Origin of the sequence: Bacillus lumedeiriae (assembly GCF_044891285.1) — a bacterium.
In the GTDB taxonomy this organism is placed as follows: domain Bacteria; phylum Bacillota; class Bacilli; order Bacillales; family Domibacillaceae; genus Pseudobacillus; species Pseudobacillus lumedeiriae.
Genome location: NZ_JAUIYO010000004.1, coordinates 18,800 through 38,194, shown reverse-complemented (window position 1 = coordinate 38,194; position 19,395 = coordinate 18,800). Strand labels below are relative to the sequence as shown.

14 protein-coding genes, 1 pseudogene and 1 riboswitch are annotated in these 19,395 nt (G+C 39.5%); of the genes and pseudogenes, 13 read left to right on the top strand and 2 right to left on the bottom strand.

What is annotated here, in order from left to right:
• Positions 1-84 precede the first annotated feature (84 nt).
• Positions 85-3,618 (top strand): S-layer homology domain-containing protein, encoded by a 3,534-nt coding sequence (locus tag QYG89_RS07785; RefSeq protein WP_404316280.1) that lies wholly within the window; start codon positions 85-87, stop codon positions 3,616-3,618.
• Between the two features lie 819 nt (positions 3,619-4,437).
• Positions 4,438-5,079 carry a LamG domain-containing protein gene (locus QYG89_RS07780; RefSeq protein WP_404316278.1) on the top strand — a complete coding sequence of 214 codons (642 nt, stop codon included), beginning with the start codon at positions 4,438-4,440 and terminating at the stop codon, positions 5,077-5,079.
• 133 nt (positions 5,080-5,212) lie between these two features.
• Here QYG89_RS07780 and QYG89_RS07775 read toward each other — a convergent pair whose 3' ends face one another.
• On the bottom strand, positions 5,213-6,658 hold the full coding sequence (locus tag QYG89_RS07775; protein ID WP_404316276.1) for a sigma-54 interaction domain-containing protein: 1,446 nt from the start codon (positions 6,656-6,658) through the stop codon (positions 5,213-5,215).
• Between the two features lie 494 nt (positions 6,659-7,152).
• Here QYG89_RS07775 and QYG89_RS07770 point away from each other — a divergent pair, with 494 nt between their 5' ends.
• The 10 genes and pseudogenes from QYG89_RS07770 (at position 7,153) to QYG89_RS07725 (ending at position 16,482) form a co-directional block, all read left to right on the top strand.
• Positions 7,153-8,334, top strand: a complete 1,182-nt coding sequence (locus QYG89_RS07770; RefSeq protein ID WP_404316274.1) for an aminotransferase A — start codon at positions 7,153-7,155, stop codon at positions 8,332-8,334.
• Position 8,335: 1 nt separating this feature from the next.
• Positions 8,336-8,533, top strand: a complete 198-nt coding sequence (locus QYG89_RS07765) for a DUF3311 domain-containing protein (protein WP_404316272.1) — start codon at positions 8,336-8,338, stop codon at positions 8,531-8,533.
• Complete coding sequence (locus tag QYG89_RS07760) at positions 8,530-9,849, top strand: sodium:solute symporter family protein (protein WP_404316270.1); 1,320 nt, start codon at positions 8,530-8,532, stop codon at positions 9,847-9,849. Before QYG89_RS07765 ends, QYG89_RS07760 begins: the two co-directional genes overlap by 4 nt.
• 504 nt (positions 9,850-10,353) lie before the next feature.
• Positions 10,354-10,653 (top strand): annotated as a pseudogene (locus QYG89_RS07755) (helix-turn-helix domain-containing protein); the annotation flags it as partial.
• A 232-nt stretch (positions 10,654-10,885) separates the two neighbouring features.
• The gene (gene radC, locus QYG89_RS07750; protein WP_404316586.1) at positions 10,886-11,365 is read left to right on the top strand and encodes a RadC family protein; all 480 of its coding nucleotides are present in this window, start codon (positions 10,886-10,888) and stop codon (positions 11,363-11,365) included.
• 15 nt (positions 11,366-11,380) lie between these two features.
• A complete protein-coding gene (locus QYG89_RS07745; protein WP_404316268.1) occupies positions 11,381-11,659 on the top strand; it encodes a hypothetical protein in 279 nt (92 codons plus the stop codon).
• 60 nt (positions 11,660-11,719) lie between these two features.
• Positions 11,720-11,872 (top strand): hypothetical protein, encoded by a 153-nt coding sequence (locus QYG89_RS07740; RefSeq protein ID WP_404316265.1) that lies wholly within the window; start codon positions 11,720-11,722, stop codon positions 11,870-11,872.
• 420 nt (positions 11,873-12,292) lie between these two features.
• Positions 12,293-13,825, top strand: a complete 1,533-nt coding sequence (locus QYG89_RS07735; RefSeq protein WP_404316263.1) for a YifB family Mg chelatase-like AAA ATPase — start codon at positions 12,293-12,295, stop codon at positions 13,823-13,825.
• The gene (locus QYG89_RS07730) at positions 13,825-14,373 is read left to right on the top strand and encodes a transposase (protein WP_404316261.1); all 549 of its coding nucleotides are present in this window, start codon (positions 13,825-13,827) and stop codon (positions 14,371-14,373) included. The genes QYG89_RS07735 and QYG89_RS07730 overlap by 1 nt, the downstream gene beginning before the upstream one ends.
• 303 nt (positions 14,374-14,676) lie before the next feature.
• Positions 14,677-16,482, top strand: a complete 1,806-nt coding sequence (locus tag QYG89_RS07725; protein WP_404316259.1) for an S-layer homology domain-containing protein — start codon at positions 14,677-14,679, stop codon at positions 16,480-16,482.
• A 148-nt stretch (positions 16,483-16,630) separates the two neighbouring features.
• Here QYG89_RS07725 and tenA read toward each other — a convergent pair whose 3' ends face one another.
• Positions 16,631-17,317: a thiaminase II gene (tenA, locus tag QYG89_RS07720; protein WP_404316257.1), complete on the bottom strand. Its 687-nt coding sequence runs from the start codon at positions 17,315-17,317 to the stop codon at positions 16,631-16,633.
• Between the two features lie 108 nt (positions 17,318-17,425).
• A riboswitch (TPP riboswitch) is annotated at positions 17,426-17,530 on the bottom strand.
• Positions 17,531-17,696: 166 nt separating this feature from the next.
• On the opposite strand from tenA, the gene QYG89_RS07715 reads away from it, so the two are divergent.
• Complete coding sequence (locus tag QYG89_RS07715; RefSeq protein WP_404316255.1) at positions 17,697-19,370, top strand: S-layer homology domain-containing protein; 1,674 nt, start codon at positions 17,697-17,699, stop codon at positions 19,368-19,370.
• Positions 19,371-19,395: the final 25 nt, after the last annotated feature.

Here is a 19,395-nt window from a genome sequence, read left to right as displayed (position 1 = left end):
TAACCAATGTAATGAACAACCAGCTCTTCGGCTGATTGGTTTCATAAACTAAAAGATTATTTACAAAACAGGAGGAACTATCACATGGCTTACCAACCAAAGTCTTATCGTAAGTTCGTTGCAACTGCAGCAACAGCTACTATGGTAGCATCTGCAGTAACACCTGCGTTTGCAGCAGAATTAAATTTCGGCGATGTATCTGATCGTTACAAAGAAGCAGTAGACTACCTAGTGAAAAACGACATCACTCAAGGTATTTCAGAAACTCAATTCGGTACTGCTAAAAACATCAAACGTGTTGACGCAGCAGTTATGCTTGCGAAAGCTCTTAAATTAGACACTGAAAAAGCACCAGATGCAGGCTTCACAGATGTTCCTAAACATCGTCAAGGTGCAGTTAATGCTCTTAAAGCAGCTGGGATCATCAGCGGTAAATCGGAAACAAAATTCGGCGCTGACGATAACCTAACTCGTGGAGAAATGGCGATCATTATCTCTAGAGCTTATAAATTAGAAGAAAAAGCTGAAAATAAATTCTCTGACGTATCTGATCGTTATGCTGACGCTGTAGCTAAATTAGTTAAAGCTGGCATCACTCAAGGTAAAACAGAAACTACGTTCGGTACAGCTAACTCAATTACACGTGGTGAGTTCGCGATCTTCGTATTCAGAGCTGAAAACCCAGTTGCTCCTGCTCCAGAAGTAGTAGAAATCGCATCTGTTGACTCTACAACAATCGAAGTAACATTCGACGGCGAATTAACAGCTGAACAAGCAGCAGCTCTTAAATTTCAATTCGATCCTGCTTTAGAAGTGAAAAAAGTAGAATTGAAGAAAGAAGCAGAAGCAAAAGCAGCAGCTGCAAAAACAACTGTTGTATTGACTACTGAAGAGCAACAAGCTGGTACTAAGTACCAATTAACTTCTGTAAACGGTGAAGCACCTAAAGCTGATGTTGGGTTTGAAGTACCTGGAGTTGTTGCTCCGGCTGTTGAGAGTGTAAAAGCGATTAACGCTAAAACTCTTGGAGTAACATTTAATAAAGAATTAACAGTTGACGAGCAAAAAGCTCTTACTTTTGAAGTGAAAAAAGACGGTTCTACTCAACTAGTTAAAGTTGATAGCTTCGAAGGAAAAGTTGCAAAATTAGTAAGAACAAACGGTGCTGCTTTAGCTGCTGGTGAATACACAGTAACAGTTAAAGGTCTTGGCGAAGAAGTTTTAACTGCAACTGGTAAAGTAGAAGCTCAAAAAGCAACTACTTTAGAAGTTACAAGTGAGCAATTGCTTGATAATACAGCGAAAGCAAAAGTTGGAGTAGAACTTAAAGATCAATATGGTGAAAAGTTACCTTTAGCTAAGGGAGACTATACTTTAACTGCTTTCAACAAAACACAAGGCACTACTAAAACATTAGATTTTGATTCTACTGATAAAGTGTTCTTCATTAAAACAGATGGCGCATCTGATGCGGACAAAGATGCTTTCAAAGTAGATGATGAAGTTGTAGTTACACTTCTTCACAATGACACAGGCCTAAAAGCGACTAAAACATTAAAAGTTGTTACAGGTGCTCAATTACACTCAATTTCTCTTGGAGAAGTTCAATTACCAGCAGGTAAAACACTTCTTACAGAAGATCTAACAAATATTAAAGTACCTTACACTGCTAAAGATCAATATGGTAATGACGTAGAACTTCAAGCTGGTGATGTAGAAGTTATCTCTACAGACTCAAGTGTTCTAGTAAAAGGCAACGTAACATTCACAAAAGATAAAGATCAAACAGTCTTAAACATCGCGAAATTCGAAAAAGCTGGTAAAACTAATCTTATTCTTTTGAATAAAGTAACTGGTGAGACTTCAACAGTTGCACTTGAAGTAAATGAAAAAGCAGGTACTCCATATGCGGTATCGCTTGCTGACGCTTCTGTCGAAGCTGCGGCTTCAGGAACAAAAGTAGTAGATCTAATTGTTACTGACAAATACGGTAACAAAGTTGATGCGAAAGATTACACAGGTAACGTAGCTAGAGACTTCACTGTAGTTTCTTCTAACAGCACTGTTGTTACAAATGCTGTAATCAACGACACACCTGGACATGACAACTATGGTAAATTGGTAATCACTTCTGGGGCTGTTGATAAAGGACAAAAAGCAACAGTTACAGTTACATTAAATGCAACTGGCAAAACAACGAAAGTTGATGTAACAATCGGTGAAGCAGTAGCTCCATTCGATCTAGCTATTTCTAAAGATAGCAAACATGCAACATCACTTGTAGTTGGTGGAAAAACTACTGTAGACTTTGATGTATTTGATCAATACAACACTAAAACTGGAGCTAACGGAGCTTATACAGTTGCATACAAACTGAAAAATGATACTGATAGTGAATATGTAGCTTTATCTGCAGCTGACAATGATATTAGAACTCCTGAAGTTACAGTTACAGCAACAAAAGCTGGTTCTGCAACTCTTGTTGCTGAACTTAAAAAAGGCGCAGAAGTTATTGATACAGTAGAAATTCCATTCACAACAGTAGCAAACTCTTCAGAAAAATTCACTTATGAAGTAGCTGATATTGCTAAGTTGTATAAAGATGGAGACGGTGCAGATACAGCTCTTGATGCTGGTGAAATGGGCGATAACAAGCATGCTCAAGAAATCAAAGTACTTGCTAAAGCTACAGACGGTTCTACCTTAACTGTACCAAACACATCAATTCTTGGTGTAACAGCTGTAACTTCTAATGTAACAGTTAATAAAGCAGCAGATGGAAAATGGTATGTAGCTGGTTCTGATGATACTTTAGATAAAGATGCTACTGGTAAAATCCGAATTAACGTAGCGACTGATGAAGGTACAAAGACAATCGAAAAAGAAGTAACAATCTCTAAAGATGCTCTTCAAACAGTTGCAGTAAAAGCAATGGATAAAGCAGTAGCTGACAAAGAAGATGCTAAATCTAAAACTGAAGTGACAGCGGCGAACTATACAGACACTATTACTTTCAATACTACTAACAAAGTATATCTTTGGACAGTTGACCAATTTGGTGTAGCTACTGACTTTGATATTAATACTGCTGACAGTGTAACAGCTGCAGGATTTAAAGATATCAAGTTTACTTCAGATGATACATTTACTAAAGGTAGCAACGAAGTAGCTGTAGCTGATGTTGGTGGCGATACTGTTGCAGATTCTGGTTCATCTTACCGTTTGACAGTCATTAAAGATGGTGTAGCCCTTGACTTGCCAGTACGCGTTACAACAGCCTTAGCGGATACTACTGCACCAACATTAAAAACTGCTGCACTTGCAACTGATGATAAAACTCTTACATTGACTTTATCTGAGGCAGTTTCTAATGCTCTTGCTGATGAAGCCGCTCTTAAAGCAGCAGTTACTGTAGCGACTAATGGTACAGACTTTGTAGCTTTAGCTGCAGAAGACACAGTAACATTGTCTGGTAAGACAGTTACAATTAAATTTAATTCTCCATTAACTACAGCAACAAACAAAGTGAAAATTGCAGCTAACACATTGAAAGATGCTGCTAACAATAAGAACTTGGCAATTGAAACAGCTGCAATTAATGCTACTACTAACCAATAAATACGAAACGTTACTTCATAAGCTAGTAATCTAGCGAAAGAAGTGGAAATCAGACCTCATGGGCAAGACTTTAATTAGTTCCTCCCCATGGGGTCTTTTTTCTAACTGTCGTGCTGTATTCGTCAGGGAAGTTCTGACGCGTGGTGAACGGTTCCTTATGATCACGAGCCTAATCCTCCTGTATCCAGTGAGAGCCTATCTGCTCGAAGGGGTGAAGTCAGGTGAAGTCGTACCCGGTGGTTCCGGGGCGGGGGTCTTTAAAAGGTGACTATGGCTAGGTCGACGAATCCATGTAGGCAGGGTGGAACGATGGAATGTGCGAATGGCTAGGAGTTCATATTCCATTCTCTCGTTTGAAATTACGAGTTGGTGATCCGGTACAATTTGAACTGTTAAACGGGTCATGCCCACACCTGAATAGTGGAAGCCTACGGTCATCAAAACAATGGAGCAGCATGATGGAACGTTTGAAGTCTTTTCGGAAGAGGTTAGATAGAACCGGTGAAGCCGAAAAGATGGCTGCGGGTTCATAGTAGTGACGATCACATGCCGATTGGACTTGTATGGTAACATACGAGAAGGATAAAACATGTGGGAGCGAAGGAACCCAGTCAGTAGTAGAATTCTTACCGACTTATTTCCCCGAAAGTAATGTCGTAATGTAGGCGGTCAGCTTAGATGAAAGTCTAAGCTGGCTGCTTTTTTGACTTTTACTATTGATAGATCGCCGTGTGCGGTGAAAGCCGCCTGCACGGTGAAGGCTCGTTATAAGGCCACCGCTATGAAGACAAAGTGGTATAAGACGGGAATAGCATTGATTTGGAAAGTAAATTATTACTCTATTTAAAATTCGAGAATAATATTGCTGATAGTTCCGACAATCATATAAATGGCACTCTCATTGGCGGTGTTAATTATGAACAAGGTGTCGATGGAAGTGGAAAAGCAATTGTGTTAGGCGGGCTATCTTCACCAGATAGAATAAGCATCCCATTTGACCCGTCTTTTCAGTTCTCTAATGAAATCACAATCTCTTACTGGCTTAAAATTAATAATAAGAGAGGGACTGACGGAAATGGAAATGAAAAAACAGAGGGGTTTCATTCCATTTTCCAAGGGAGTAAAGTTAGTAACTTGTTATACACGAACTGGGGGAATAGTACATTTTATTATCCTTCAAATAACATACGGCTTCAGGCTGGTGGGATTTTAAATACGCATGAATGGGTTCATATTTCCTATGTAATTTCGGCAAATTCAGCTGTTTCTTATGTGAACGGGGTTAAATATAGTGAGAATAGTGAAGCAACGCCTATTGATTTAAGCACATCTAGTGGTTTTAGCATTGGAAGACAAGCTGACAATTGGTATCCATTAGATGGTTCACTGGATAACTTTAGAATTTATAATCGGGCACTTAATGCTAATGAAGTGAAGAGTTTGTATGAAACTAAGCAGTAGAAAATGAATGGAAACATCAGGGACTGGCCAAGGTAAGAGGTGGCGTGTCTATCACTCCTCGAAGTTTGCTAGATTTTGTCGAAACACAAGTAGAGACAGAGAGTCGTTATGGCTCTCTGTTTTTTTAAAAAATCTATTCTCTACTCGTTAAATTTTTCTTTTCTGTGACTTTTAAATTGTACTTTTTGAACCGTCTTGCAATATATGCCTGGGTGACTCCTAGTTTGGCAGCTGTTTTTCTTGTGCTTTGAAGTTGATTATAGGTTTTTTCAATGATCTCTTTTTCAATATTATTAAGGTATTCCGTCAATGTTTGACTCTCTGGCAAGGTATCCAGCAAATGAGCTCTTTCTGTCTCTTCTTGCCGAAAGTTACTAGGCAGGTCCTGTTCATTAATCACTTTATTAGAAGCTGTGATGACTAATCGTTCTAATAAGTTCTCTAGTTCTCTAATATTTCCCGGCCAGTCATAGTTATATAAGATCTTGATTAATGTTCCTGATAAGATATGCTCTTTTTGGTACTTGTTATTATATTTTTTCAGAAAAAAGTCTAAAAGGGGAACGATATCTTCCCGGCGTTTCCGCAGTGGGGGGATAGTCAGAGGCAATATATTTAGCCGATAATATAAATCGGCACGAAATTGCCCGGTTTTCGTCATTTCCAAAAGGTTAGCGTTTGTGCCGGCAATGATTCGAACGTCTGCTTGATGGACTTGTGAATCTCCGATCGGTATATACGTTTTATCTTGAAGGAATAAAAGTAATTTAGACTGTAAATGCAACGGGAGTTCGCTAATTTCGTCAAGGAACAATACTCCATTTTCCGCAGCGGCGATCAGCCCTATTTTTCCATTATTATTAGCTCCTGTGAAGGCCCCTTTCTTATAGCCGAAAAGCTCCGATTCAATTAGAGACTCAGGAATAGCGCCGCAATTCAAGTGGACGAAAGGCTTGTCTCTCCGGTTACTTAATTGGTGGATCTTTTGCGCAAAGACGCTCTTTCCTACTCCTGTTTCACCTGTAATTAAAACGGTTGTGTCAACATCTGCCACTTTTTCAAGCCACTCAAGGGCAGAGTGAAATGCCTTGCTTTTCCCAACAAATGGTTCTACTACTTGCTCTTTATTTTTTTGATGGATCATTTGCCGAATTTGGTTTTTATACCGCTGTAAAAGCTCTTCTGCTTTTTCCAATTCCATATTCATATTTAATGCTTCACTGATCGTGCGCGCATGGGTAACAATAAATTCAATCTCGCCTTTTTCGTCGGTAATATAATCCCCGGACACTAATAATTTCTGATTGTTCTTTGTAACTTGTACTGTGTTGATAAACTGCTTGTTCTCTACTACGAGACGGGCAATAGAAGGAGAGAATACTCCTCTTTTTTCCATATCAAGTACACTTTGGTTGATTAAATCAACCTCGTCAGCCTCAAATAGTCCCCGCTTTGCAGCATCATTTACCCAGATTACGGTTCCACTTTTATCAAGAACCCAAATACCATCCTTAATCGAGTTCATAATATCCAAAAATAATTTATTCTTTTCATCTCGGAAAAGGGCTGATTTATCCAATTGAATCACCAAATTCTATATTATTTCATTCAATTCTATCAAAATTTTTTAAAAAATCCATAAAATCATAAGCTGGTTGATTCACCCACAATACATTCCCTTTGTTATCGATTATCTAAATAGGACCTTTTCATGTATTTAACAACTTTAAAAATAATTGCTCATCAAATTGTTGGAAAACCTTTGTTGTCGAAGTGTTTATCCCCATTGTTAATTCATTTCCATATGTCAGAAAGTTTAAACCATCAGCTCTTTTGATTCGTAAACGACTCGTATTTGAATCCCTATGTAAGAAAATATAGCACGTTATAAAGGGGATTTATGCTTTTTTTGACGAAAATTGAATCGAATTAGAATCACCCATTCGAAATTATCTTATAAATTCAATGTGATCTATTTTGAAAGTGTTGATTTATCAGCGTTTTCAATTTGGCATGATTCTTGCTAACTACATAAAGTGTACTCAAATATATAGTTAGCAAGGGGAGGGCATCATGAATCATTTACTTAATAAAACCTTAACAAACATCAAAATTTCTGCCATTCGTGAAATCGGAAACAAAGTGGCGAATGACCCGTCGATTATTAACTTTACAATTGGACAACCGGATTTTGTAACACCAGATTCCATTTTAGAAGCAGGGAAACGTGCAATTGAAGCACGTAAAACTGGTTATACACATAACTCAGGTGTGCTTGAACTTAGACAGGCTGCTGCTGACTTTGTACAAAGACATTACCAACTAAATTATCGTCCAGAAGATGAAGTTTTAATTACAAATGGCGCAAGTGAAGCGCTGGATATTGCTTTCCGTGCGATTTTAGAGCCGGGTGATGAAGTTATTTTACCAGCACCTGTTTATCCCGGGTATGAGCCACTTATTCGTATGTGCTACGCAACACCTGTATTTGTGGATACTCGTAAAAACAATTTTAAAATCTCTGCAAAGTTAATTGAAGAAAACTTAACAGAAAAAACAAAATGTGTTATTTTACCATATCCATCAAACCCTACAGGTGCTATTTTAGAGGCTCATGAATTAGAAGAAATCGCAAATCTATTAAGAGGGAAAGATGTTTTTATTATTTCAGATGAAATATACAGTGAACTAACATATGGATTGCAACATATTTCAATCGCTTCATATCCAGAAATGAAAGAGCAATGTATAGTCATCAATGGTTTATCAAAGTCCCATGCCATGACAGGTTGGAGAATTGGCTACACATTAGCCCCTGCTTATATAACAGAAGAAATGTTTAAAGCTCATGCATTTAACTGTGTATGTGCAAGTTCAGTCAGTCAATACGCTGCCATTGAGGCATTAAATCACGATTTACCAGAAGTCGAAGAAATGCGTCAGCAATATGAAAAACGACGTAACTACACGTATCAACGTATTATGGACATGGGCTTGGAAGCAATCAAACCAGACGGTGCGTTTTATTTATTTGTTTCAATTGAAAAGACTGGTTTAAGTTCGAATGAATTTATCAATCAGCTTGTGGATGAAGTAAAAGTAGCCGTCATTCCGGGCTATGGTTTTTCTGAATATGGCGAAGGGTACATCCGTATTTCGTATGCATGTTCAATGGAGAATTTGGAAGAGGGCATGAATCGTATGCAAAAGTTTGTACAGCCTTTATTAGAAAAAGTATTAGAGGAGGCAGAATAATTTGAAGCCATTACATTTTCTAGCGTTAATTCCGATTGTGGGTTTTCTTATTGGTGTACCTTTAACGAATCGAATTGAACCCTATGTATTGGGGTTGCCTTTATCAATGTTTTGGATTGTTTTGTGTGTCGTTTTAACTTCCTTAACTGTTTGGGTGATGTATACGTTCGATCAACATGATGAGGAGGGTGTAGAATGAATATTTCTATAACAATTATGATTGCCTTTGTGATCGTCTGTATGTATTGGGCGATCAAAGCAGGCAGAGGTAAAAATGGAAATATGGAAGAATGGGCATTAGGTGGACGAGGCATGGGTGCGATCGTTACTTTCTTCTTATTAGCGGGGGAGTTTTTTACCGCATTCTCCTTAACTGGATTAGTGGGACTAGCCTATAATAGTGGAATTGCAACACTTTATATCATGACGTATATTTCAATTGGCTGTGTTCTTGGCTATTTTCTACTACCAAAAATCAGACGTTACAGTAAAGAGCATAATTTAGTCTCGCAAGGTGAATTTTTTGAGAAGAAATATACTAGTCCGTTTTTAGGGAAACTAATTACAATTGTAGGTGTAGTGGCAATTGTGCCAATGATTGTAATGGCACTAAAAGGATTAGGTCTGATTGTGTCCGTTGCGTCCTACGGGGCAATATCTGCTACAGTAGCAATATGGGTTGGAAGCATTATTGTCGTAATCTATACATTAATTTCAGGACTCCACGGTTCTTCCCGTGTAGCTTTGATTAAGGATGTTCTTACATTTGGCGTGCTTTTATTTTTAGGTCTGTACTTCCCATTCCATTATCATGATGGTATTGGATCAATGATTAAAGATGTTTCTGAAGTGAAAGCTCAAGTCTTATTCTTTCCAGATACAGGCTTAAGTCTTGTATGGTTTATCTCTTCCATCGTCTTAATGGGGTTAGGAGTATACATTTGGCCACATACATTTTTATCAACATATGCAGCAAAAAGTGACAAAGCCCTTCGTAAAAATTCTATTTTAATGCCTTTATATTCATTAATGCAGCTATTTTCATGTTTTATCGGATTAGCAGCGATATTAACGATTCCCAATCTATCAGGAGCGGAAAGCGATTTGGCATTAATTCAATTAGTATTTCAAACATTTGATCCATGGTTTGTAGGATTAATTGGGGCAGCGGGATTACTAGCATCTTTAGTACCATGTTCAGTCATGCTCATTACAGTTGGTTCAATGATAACGTCTAATATTTATATACCATTGAAGCCAGATACTTCAGCTCGTAAGCAAATGAATATTGCACGATCTTTCGCAGTTGTTGCAGCAATTATTAGCTTATACTTATCATTACATTCAAGTGGTGCACTCGTATTGCTGCAATTGATTAGCTATAACTTTATTATACAGCTTTTCCCATCTCTAAAGGAAAGTGCCTGTCACTCCCCGAGTTTTGTCGAAAGATTGATAGGTTACAAAAAGAGGCTGGACAGAAGGTTTTCAGCCGAAGAAAAACCCGAACTATAATGAGGAATTCTAATTTAGAATTTCATAATAGTTCGGGTTTTAAAAGGAGAGTGCCTGTCACTCCCCAGAATCTGGGGTCAGACCCCCATTCATTAAATGTGCTAGAATACTTATACTTTGAAAAGCATTTACGAAATACTGTAGTGATATATAGCCATTTGATAGAAAGAGATTACTGTTTAATATTAGTGATAATAATTGCTTAATACTAATTGGCACAACTTTAATTGTTAGAAGTTCTTAGAAATAATTAATAAATGAAATGAGGAGAAAGCTTTGAAAAAAATTATTACCACATGCACATTAATAGTATTACTTGTGTTTGCAATAATATTTATATCGAACAAAAATAGTAATCCATATGAAGGTGAACCTCTTGAGCCAATTTATGAATTAGTAGAAATGTTATCTCCGACGTTAAAATGGACAATATCTCCGGTTTAAAATTCCCCAATCATAACAGATAATCGTCACGTAGCTTTAAGTTAGGAGAGTGACGTGACGGTGTTAAGAGAAGGGGAATTTTTTATGATTCGAGATTTACATCAAAAAGGCTGGACTCAAACAGAGATTGCTAGGGAAACAGGGTTTGACCGAAAAACGATCAGCAAGTATTTGAAAAATGGAGAAATGCCCAAAAGCAAGGCCAGGAAGAAACGAGGTAGCAAGATTGATCCATTCAAGCCTTATCTTCTGCAGCGAATTCAGGAAGGTACGACCAACTGCGTAGTACTTCTTGAAGAAATTGAGGCGATGGGCTATGAAGGAAAAAGTACAATCTTGCAGAGTATTGGGGTCAGACCCCCACCACGTTAAAGTATTAAAGTAATAGTTTTAAAAGTAGTAGGCTCTGTGGAGAATAAAATCTCTGCAGGGCTTTTCTTTTGTCTTTATTCCGTTTCAACCAACTTTTCAACCATATATTATAATCATGTATAAGCTTATCTTAAGCCCTAATTCCCTTGCGGAGTTAGGGCTATTTCTATTTTAGGAGGAATGCAGAATGAACACGTACGAAGAACGAAAAGTGAAACAGATGGAACTGCTGGGTGTGAAGGAAAGTGACAAGAAGATACCTGCTAAACGTGTGAACATCGTTAGCCTAAAAATGGTTCGTGAGAAGAGCTTCTTGTATCCGGAGCGTGCTGTAAGAAGTCCGGAAGATGGCTACAGGCTGTTCAAGCAGTTTCTGGGTGAACTAGACAGAGAGTATTTCGTGGTGATGTGCCTAGACACGAAGAATCAGCCGACAGCAATTAACATCTGTCACATAGGGAGCTTGAATGCTAGTTTGGTACATCCAAGAGAGGTAATGAAGACTGCTATTTTATCTAATTCATCGTCAATCATTGTTGCTCACAACCATCCAAGCGGGCAGCCAGATGAATCTAGAGAAGACGTAGAAGTGACTAAACGATTAGTAGAAGCAGGAAAGATCATTGGAATTGATGTCATCGATCATTTGGTGATCGGCGACGGTAAGTATGTTTCATTAAAAGAAAAAGGCTACATTTAAAAAGGAGGAAAAGAAATGGAATGCATAAACTGGTTCATTGAGGGTTACAAGAGGCTAACTGGTAAAACTGTACTTGCAGTACAAGTGGGCTATGAAGCCGTGGAGTTAGCTCAAGAAGAAATTGGATACGAGTTCATACCAGAAGAGGACTTAGGTAGAGTGCCTGTCACTCCCCGAAATATGTCGAAAGATATTTGGAAGGCTCTGTGGAGAGTAAAATCTCTGCAGGGCTTTCTTTTTTTATTTTTGTATAAAAAATGGAATAGCAATGTGATAGAATTGAAATGCAGCTGAATATTGTGAGGGTGGTAGGTTGTCGCTCTTCTTTCCGTTTTAGGAAAGGAGGTGATAATCATGGAAACATTTCTTGAATTTCTTCGTGAAGTTCTGAAAGGGATCGTGCGTGAAGTAAGTGCGTATTTCTTTCGGAAAAACATACTAGAAAACAAGAAAACCACCCTACGCCGTCGCAAGCAAAAGGGTGGTTCTCGAAAAACTAACAAGTAATTTTGACAACCATCACCCTGACGGTAGAGGTTGCAGGGAGGAGCGCTACCAACGCTTCTCTTTTTTATTATATTCTCATTATACATGAAATAAACCCTGAGATAAACCATAAAGAGTGTTGCCTGTCATCACCCGGTAGATGTCGAACGAGTGTTCTTGGGAAGAAAGAAGGCTCTGCGGAGAATACAATCTCTGCAGGGTCTTTCTTTTTTTATTTTCCCTGCTACTTTATCATGGTGTTGCAGGTATTTGTTTGATTGTGTCGAATATAGGTCATAGAGAGCGTTATTTCTCGTAGAAATTCTTTTTTTCTCCCTCATATTTCTTCATGTTTTCTGCACAGTCCTCGTGTGAAAATTCATTTTCTATTTTATTTTTCCTACCATTGATTAGCATACAAAGCTAAAGGAGGTTTATTGATTGACTGTAAAAGTTTCAAGCATTGGTTTGAAAGGTTTGGAAGGGTACCGTGTTCAGGTAGAGGTTCAAGTGTCGCAGGGAACGGAGTCGATGGTGATTGTCGGGCTGCCCGATGCTTCTGTGAAGGAGTCGAAGGAACGTGTCTTGTCGGCGGTACGGACGCTGGATGGTGATGTGACGGATCAGAAGATTGTTGTGAATTTGTCCCCATCGGAGCAAAAGAAAAACGGACCGTTGTTTGATTTGGCCATGGCGATCGGATTATTGAAAGAGTTGGATCATTTAAAGGAAGAAATCCCGCAAGATGCCGCATTTATCGGGGCGCTTTCGCTAGATGGCACTGTCGAGAAAGTGGAAGGAATGCTGCCTGCCCTCATTGCAGCTAAGGCCTTAGGATTCAAAAAAGTCTATCTTCCTCTTGATCCAGTCATTCCGATTGAGATGCTGGAGGATTTGGATTGCATCATTGTTGGCCATATAGATGAAGTATTACAACATTTAGCAGGACAAACTTTGCTGCCGCTCGATACACCTACACAAGCAGCGGACAGATCCTTTCCCATGCCTGGCTATCAAAAAGATTTCTGTCATATCATCGGTCATGAACAAGCAAAGCGCGCATTAGAAATAGCGGCGGCCGGCGGACATAATGTCTTAATGAGCGGGCCTCCTGGCTGTGGCAAAAGCCTGCTGGCAGAAGCATTTCCTTCTATTCTCCCGCCTTTATCGAAAGAGGCCCAGCTGGAAGTCATTAGTCTATACCAACTGGCAAAAGAACAGCTTGTTTCTCCGCAAATCGCTCCTTATCGACATCCTCATCATTCCGCTTCTTCTGTTGCCATTATAGGCGGCGGCACTTACCCGAAGCCGGGGGAAATTTCACTCGCTCACCGCGGTGTTTTGTTTCTAGATGAAATGGCGGAATTTACGAAAAAAACGCTCGATATGCTCAGACAGCCGTTGGAAACAGGCAAAGTAACGATCAGCCGGGCGCATTCCACTGTTACTTATCCCGCTTCTTTTATCCTCATTGGAGCAATGAACCCCTGCCCTTGCGGCTACCTTGGCTCCAACATTCGTTATTGTACATGCAGCCCGAAAAGTATCCAAGCGTACCAAAATCGCGTTTCAGGGCCTGTCTATGATCGAATCGATATTCTGCTGTCTTTAAGATCAGTGAATCTCAGTCAACAGACAGCAAAAACAGAAACATCGTCGGCTATTCGTCTTCGTGTGAAAAAGGCACAAGACAGACAATTCGAAAGGTATCAAGAGCAACTATGCAATGCAAAGGTGCCATTTGAAATGTTAACAGCTGCAAGCCCCCTGACGGAAAGCCAACGTAACATGATTGCCCAGATAGCAGTTAAGCAGCAATGGAGCAGCCGCGTTCAGATCAAACTGATCCGCCTGGCAAGGACGATCTCTGATTTGGCGGGAGAAAGCAGCATCACGGATGAATCCATCTGGCAGGCGATGACGTTCAGGCGAACGAATCATTCAAACCAATCTACAGCTGTAAGGGAAAACTAATGGCGCGTAAGAAAAGAATATGGATACCTCATCGGTTTTATCACATCGTTTGCCGGGGAAATCGCCGTGATCCGTTATTTCGTCACGCTAACGACTTTCAAGCCTTTTTCCACATCCTCAATCAACTGTATGATAAATACCCCTTCGAACTGGCTTCCTATTGCTTAATGACCAACCATTTTCATCTGCAAATGCGCTCACAGGAGCATTCGATTTCCAAAGTAATGTCACTCATCAACAAAAGGTATGCTAATTACTATAATACCCGTTACCGTCTCACAGGCCATGTATTCGAAAAGCGCTTTTTTGATCAAATGATAGACACGAAAGAAGGAATGTTGAATGTCAGCCGCTATATTCACCTGAATCCAGTTGAAGCCAAAATGATCCATCGTCCTGAGCTTTATCGGTGGAGCAGCTGTCCGCTTTTTTATTATAATCATGTATCCAATCAGCTAGTTTATATGAATATCCATAGCGTATTAGATTATTTTACAGGGACGGACGAAGAGAAGAAAAAGAAATATATAGAAGCGATGAAACTATAGGAGAGTGCCTGTCACTACCCGAAGTTTGTCGAAAGATTGAGGAAGATCGGGCATTGGGGTCAGACCCCTGTCGCTCCAGATCAATTATGCTATTAGATAGAGGAAATCATGTGTTTATAAAAGCATGGTTTCTTCTTTTGTTTTCCTCTCTTTTTATCTATCATTTGCTCGTGGATAAAAATGTAATATATGGTAATAACTTTTGTGTGGGCGCAAGGCAAAAAAGAAGGATTTCTTTGCTAAAATAGAGCATGGGGTTACGTCTTGTAAGCTACTAGAATACATCGTCGGAGGAAAGTACATATGGGATTAAGGTCAAGTTTTTGCAACAAGTTCATCGCAGCTGCGGCCACTGCCGTTATTGCGTTAACAGCGGCCGCATCAGGGGCTCAAGCCGCTAATTATAAGGATGTGCATCCAGATGGCCGTTATAAAGAAGCGGTGGATTACTTAGTTGAGCATGATATTGCGAAGGGATATTCGGAGGAATTATTCGGTACAGATCTTTCGATTAAGCGCGGCGACGCAATGGTCATGATTGCGAATGCACTTAAATTGGACGTTAAAGCGGCTCCTCCGTCTCCGTTCAAAGATTTGAACAACCGGGTGAGACAGGCTGTTAACGCTGTGTATGCTAAAGGAATGATCAACGGTAAAACCAGTACTTTGTTTCAGCCTGAGGCAAATATTACACGAGCAGAAATGGCAAAAGTTATTGCGAACGCCTATCAACTTGATGGGAAAGGTGTTCAAAATGAATTCGTCGATGTCAGTGACAGATGGGACGAATACGTGGATGCGCTTGTGAAACATGGAATCACGAAAGGAAAGACACCTGATCGATTCGGAGCGGTGCAAAATGTAACGCGTGGTGAATTCGCTATATTTATGTATCGCGCCAACGCGGCGAATCCGAACATTGATTGGGAGACACCTGCGTTTACTTACAGCGGGGAACATTCTTTCAACGTTGAATACGGTGCGGAGTTTGCCATGCCTGACGTGACGGCTGTAGATAGAAATGGGAAATCTGTAAAAGTAACGAGTGTCATCACCAATCAAAATGGTCAGCCATTTGATAAAATCGATACAAAAATTCCGGGTGTCTACACGATCACCTATAAAGCGACTGACGTGACTGGCAACAAAGCGGTCATCATGGACATAACGGTCACGGTTTCTGAGCCAAAACGAGTGATTGACACGGTGAATATTGTGGATGAACACACGATTTCAGTGAAATTTAAAGAGGAAGAAGCAGTAGAAATCGATCTTGAACATGAACTTGTGCATGGTCAGAATGAAGTTACATTTACGCATGAAGGTGTTCAATACACCATTTCAGTTGAGTATGATGCGCTTACACCTGCAGTGAAGGAGGCAGAAGCAGCGATCGCTGCACTGCCGGAAAAAGTTACTCTCCAGGATGAAGAGGCTGTTACAAACGCGCGCGCACTAGTGAATAAAGTTCTTGCTATTAAAGAAGACGCAGAAATACAAGGTTTAACGACACTCGAAGAAGCAGAAGCAGCCATTAAATATTTTAAAGAAGAGCGCATTACGCTTAATCAAAGTCGTTACGTATTAAAAGTAGGCAAGACGTATAAATTGGAAGCGACTCTTACACCGACTGGGGGACCTGCGACGAGTTTACAATGGACATCAAGCAATCCTGATGTTGCAACAGTGGCACAGGATGGAACAGTCACTGCTGTTAGTGAAGGAACGACAACGATTACGGTTACAACTGAAAGCGGAAAACAAGCTTCCAGCTATATTACTGTAAGTAATAAACCGCTGCTGCAATTCAATTCGTATGCGTCTGTTACCATTAATAACGAAATCAAAGGCATAAGCACTTCGTTTATCAATATGGGCAGTCAGACAGTAAAAGTAGAAAAAGTGGAAGTGTATGAAGGGGATACAAGAAGGACTGTTTACAGCGAAGCTGATTTGTTGAGCAATGAAATTCCTGTGGAAATTAAGCCTGGCGAAAGATTTGGAATCGGCATCTCTTATAAAATTGGCCTCTGGGCAACGAAGAAAAATGTAGTCAAATACACAATCAATGATGGGGAAGAAACATTCGAGTATACATCAGAACTGTAGGCTGTCGTTGAACGTGTGATAGGGCAAAAGAAAAGTAGAGTCAGTCATTGAAAGAAAATGATTGGCTCTACTTTTGTATTTTCATAGATTTTTCTTTATTAAATCTAACATCTACATAAATAGGTGATACCTTCTTTTTCTTCTCTATTTAAGAAATCACTACTTTGCTTTTTTCCGACAGCCATCCTTCTTTTGTATAGGACATCTCCCAAAAAGCGAGTTCGTATTCTTTGGAAAGGACAAATTGTTCCGTGATTTTTTCTTTTTCCTTTTCGCTTGCGGAGTCAGCATACTGATTCAACAAATCGATTTGTTCCTGGGTAGATGTTTGGAACCGTTCACTTGCATAGGTTTTTATCCAATTTTGATAAATAGGCTCTGCAGGTGCAGCCTCTTCATATACTTTTCCAATATCGGCATATAGCCAATAACATGGCAGCAGGGCAGCGAGTGTTTGGGCAAAGCTGCCGGAAAGAGCCGCCCGGTATAAGTGAGAGGTATAAGCGTATGCTGTAGGAGCAGGACGGAAATTCTCCATTTCTTCTTCTGTAATATTTAATACTTTTGCATGTTCCTGATGGACGGTCAGCTCTGCCTGTGCCGTCAGCTTCGCTTTTTCAGCAAGCTGCGCGGTATGTTGAAAGTCATCCGCTTGTGCGGCGGCCATGGCATGGACTTTTCCATAATGCTTCAAGTAATAAATGTCCTGAAGAATATAATATTTAAATGTATCGAGCGGCAAATCACCATTCACGATTCCTTTGACAAAGGGATGATTCAAACTTAACTTCCAACTGTGTTCTGTGGCTTGTCTTAACTGATCTGTAAAAAGCATAATAAAATCCTCCTCTGTTCATTGTTTTAGGGAACTGAGGAGGAAAGGGATTTCGCTTACTCGCAAAAAGCATCTATGTACGCTTTCTAATGATTACGCAAATAAGTCAATAAGCGATTTCCGCTTCCCTCCGCTGGTATTAACCAGTTCAGGTTCCAAGGGTTTAAAGTCTACTTTTATCTCAGCCTTTCAAAGGCTCCCCTAGCAGAAAAATAATTTAATTTTCAGAATACTATCTTCAGCATATCAAAAGAAGAGAGAATGTCAAATAGGTATAGTGCCTGTCACTCCTTATATAAGTATTTCGAACTACTATTCATCTTTTAATATTGTTATAATAGGAGGTGTTTTTATTAAATATTACTATAGGAGGAAGTAAATGTTAAAGAGACTGATATTCTTAACTGCTTTGTTCGTTTTTTCAATATTCGGTGCCTCTTATGCTATGGCAGCAACTGAAGTAGAACCGAATAATACGGTGCAACAAGCGACGACAATCGGGGTGAACCAGCAGCATCAAGGGGTGCTGAGTTCATCTAGTGATGATGACTATTATAAATTTACGTTAAATAAGCCTGGGAATGTCTCAATTACAATGGCCAACTTGCCGAATTCTTCATGGTATGTGAGGGTGTATGATTCTCAAGGTACCACATTGAACACGTTCAATACGGAATATGGATCATTTGCGAATGGAAATACGAAAGACCAGATTGGGTTACCTGCGGGAACATACTACGTTAGGATCAGCAACTATACTGGGGCATCTGGAATTCCATATACGTTTAATCTGCAATACGAGGAAAGCAACCTCTATGAGCAAGAAGCCAATAATAATGTACAAAGTGCGACGAGTATGAAAGTCAACAATGTATATAAAGGTGTACTGAGTTCATCTAGTGATGATGACTATTATAAATTTACGCTAGATAAGCCTGGAAATGTATCAATCACAATGCCAAACCTTACGAATTCTTCATGGGACGTGAATGTTTATAATTCCCAAGGCACCAATCTGAATAGATTCTATACAGACTATGGATCATTTGCCACTGGGGATAAGAAGGACCAGATTGGCTTACCAGCAGGAACGTACTATATTAGGGTTAGTAACTACACGGGGGCATCCAAAGTCCCTTATCACTTTAACCTGCAATATGATGAGAGCAGTTTTGTTGAAAAAGAACTGAATGGCTCGTTTCAAGAAGCAAATCCTATTCAATTAAACTATAAATATCAGGGAGTATTAAGCTCTTCTGGCGATTATGATTATTACTCTTTCAAAGTGGATAGAACGACTAACTTGGTGATGAATATTCCTAATTTAGCTGGTTCTAGTTGGGATGTAAAAATCTATGACGAAAAAGGAAATACGATTAACCGTTTCCATACGGACTATGGCTCTTTTGCATCTGGGAACACAACCTTTCCGTTCGCTGTAACGAAGGGAACGTACTATATAAGCATTGATAACTATACTGGAGCCTCTAAAGTCCCGTATTCTTTTGCTTTGCTATCAAGAAATTTTAAAGATTTAGGGATTGGTTTCTGGGGGTACAATGAGCTTACCTACCTTTATAACAAAGGCGTGATCAGCGGATATCCTGATAATACCTTTAGACCAAACCATAACATTACTAGGGCACAGGCAGCGATTATGGTTGCGAGAGCATTAAAGTTAGACACTTCTTCTGCTTCGGGTCCGGTATTCACAGATGTTCCTAAAACGATCACTGGCTATACGTCTATTTCGGCTGTGATGAGAGAAGGGTTATTTGATGAGTTTGTTAGTACTGAATTTAAACCTTATCAAAATATCACACGGGGAGAAATGGCAAGTATTCTATCCAAAGCCTTCAAGTTAAAGTCTACTGGAGCATCAAGCTTTAAAGATACGAAGAATCATTGGGCAAATGGCAGTATCCAAGCTCTTGCAGATAACAATATCACTTTAGGATATTTAGATAATACTTTCAGACCTAACGAGAGTATTACGAGAGCGCACTTTTCACTATTCTTTGCGCGTACAATGGAAAGTGAATTTAAACAATAATCAAGTCATTGAATGTCCGAATGAA

Coding starts and splice junctions, on each gene's coding strand:
- QYG89_RS07760 (WP_404316270.1), top strand. CDS start 8,530: ATGAATATTTCTATAACAATTATGATTGCCTTTGTGATCGTCTGTATG.
- QYG89_RS07730 (WP_404316261.1), top strand. CDS start 13,825: ATGGCGCGTAAGAAAAGAATATGGATACCTCATCGGTTTTATCACATC.
- QYG89_RS07715 (WP_404316255.1), top strand. CDS start 17,697: ATGTTAAAGAGACTGATATTCTTAACTGCTTTGTTCGTTTTTTCAATA.
- QYG89_RS07745 (WP_404316268.1), top strand. CDS start 11,381: ATGGAATGCATAAACTGGTTCATTGAGGGTTACAAGAGGCTAACTGGT.
- QYG89_RS07725 (WP_404316259.1), top strand. CDS start 14,677: ATGGGATTAAGGTCAAGTTTTTGCAACAAGTTCATCGCAGCTGCGGCC.
- tenA (WP_404316257.1), bottom strand. CDS start 17,317: ATGCTTTTTACAGATCAGTTAAGACAAGCCACAGAACACAGTTGGAAG.
- QYG89_RS07770 (WP_404316274.1), top strand. CDS start 7,153: ATGAATCATTTACTTAATAAAACCTTAACAAACATCAAAATTTCTGCC.
- QYG89_RS07785 (WP_404316280.1), top strand. CDS start 85: ATGGCTTACCAACCAAAGTCTTATCGTAAGTTCGTTGCAACTGCAGCA.
- QYG89_RS07740 (WP_404316265.1), top strand. CDS start 11,720: ATGGAAACATTTCTTGAATTTCTTCGTGAAGTTCTGAAAGGGATCGTG.
- radC (WP_404316586.1), top strand. CDS start 10,886: ATGGAACTGCTGGGTGTGAAGGAAAGTGACAAGAAGATACCTGCTAAA.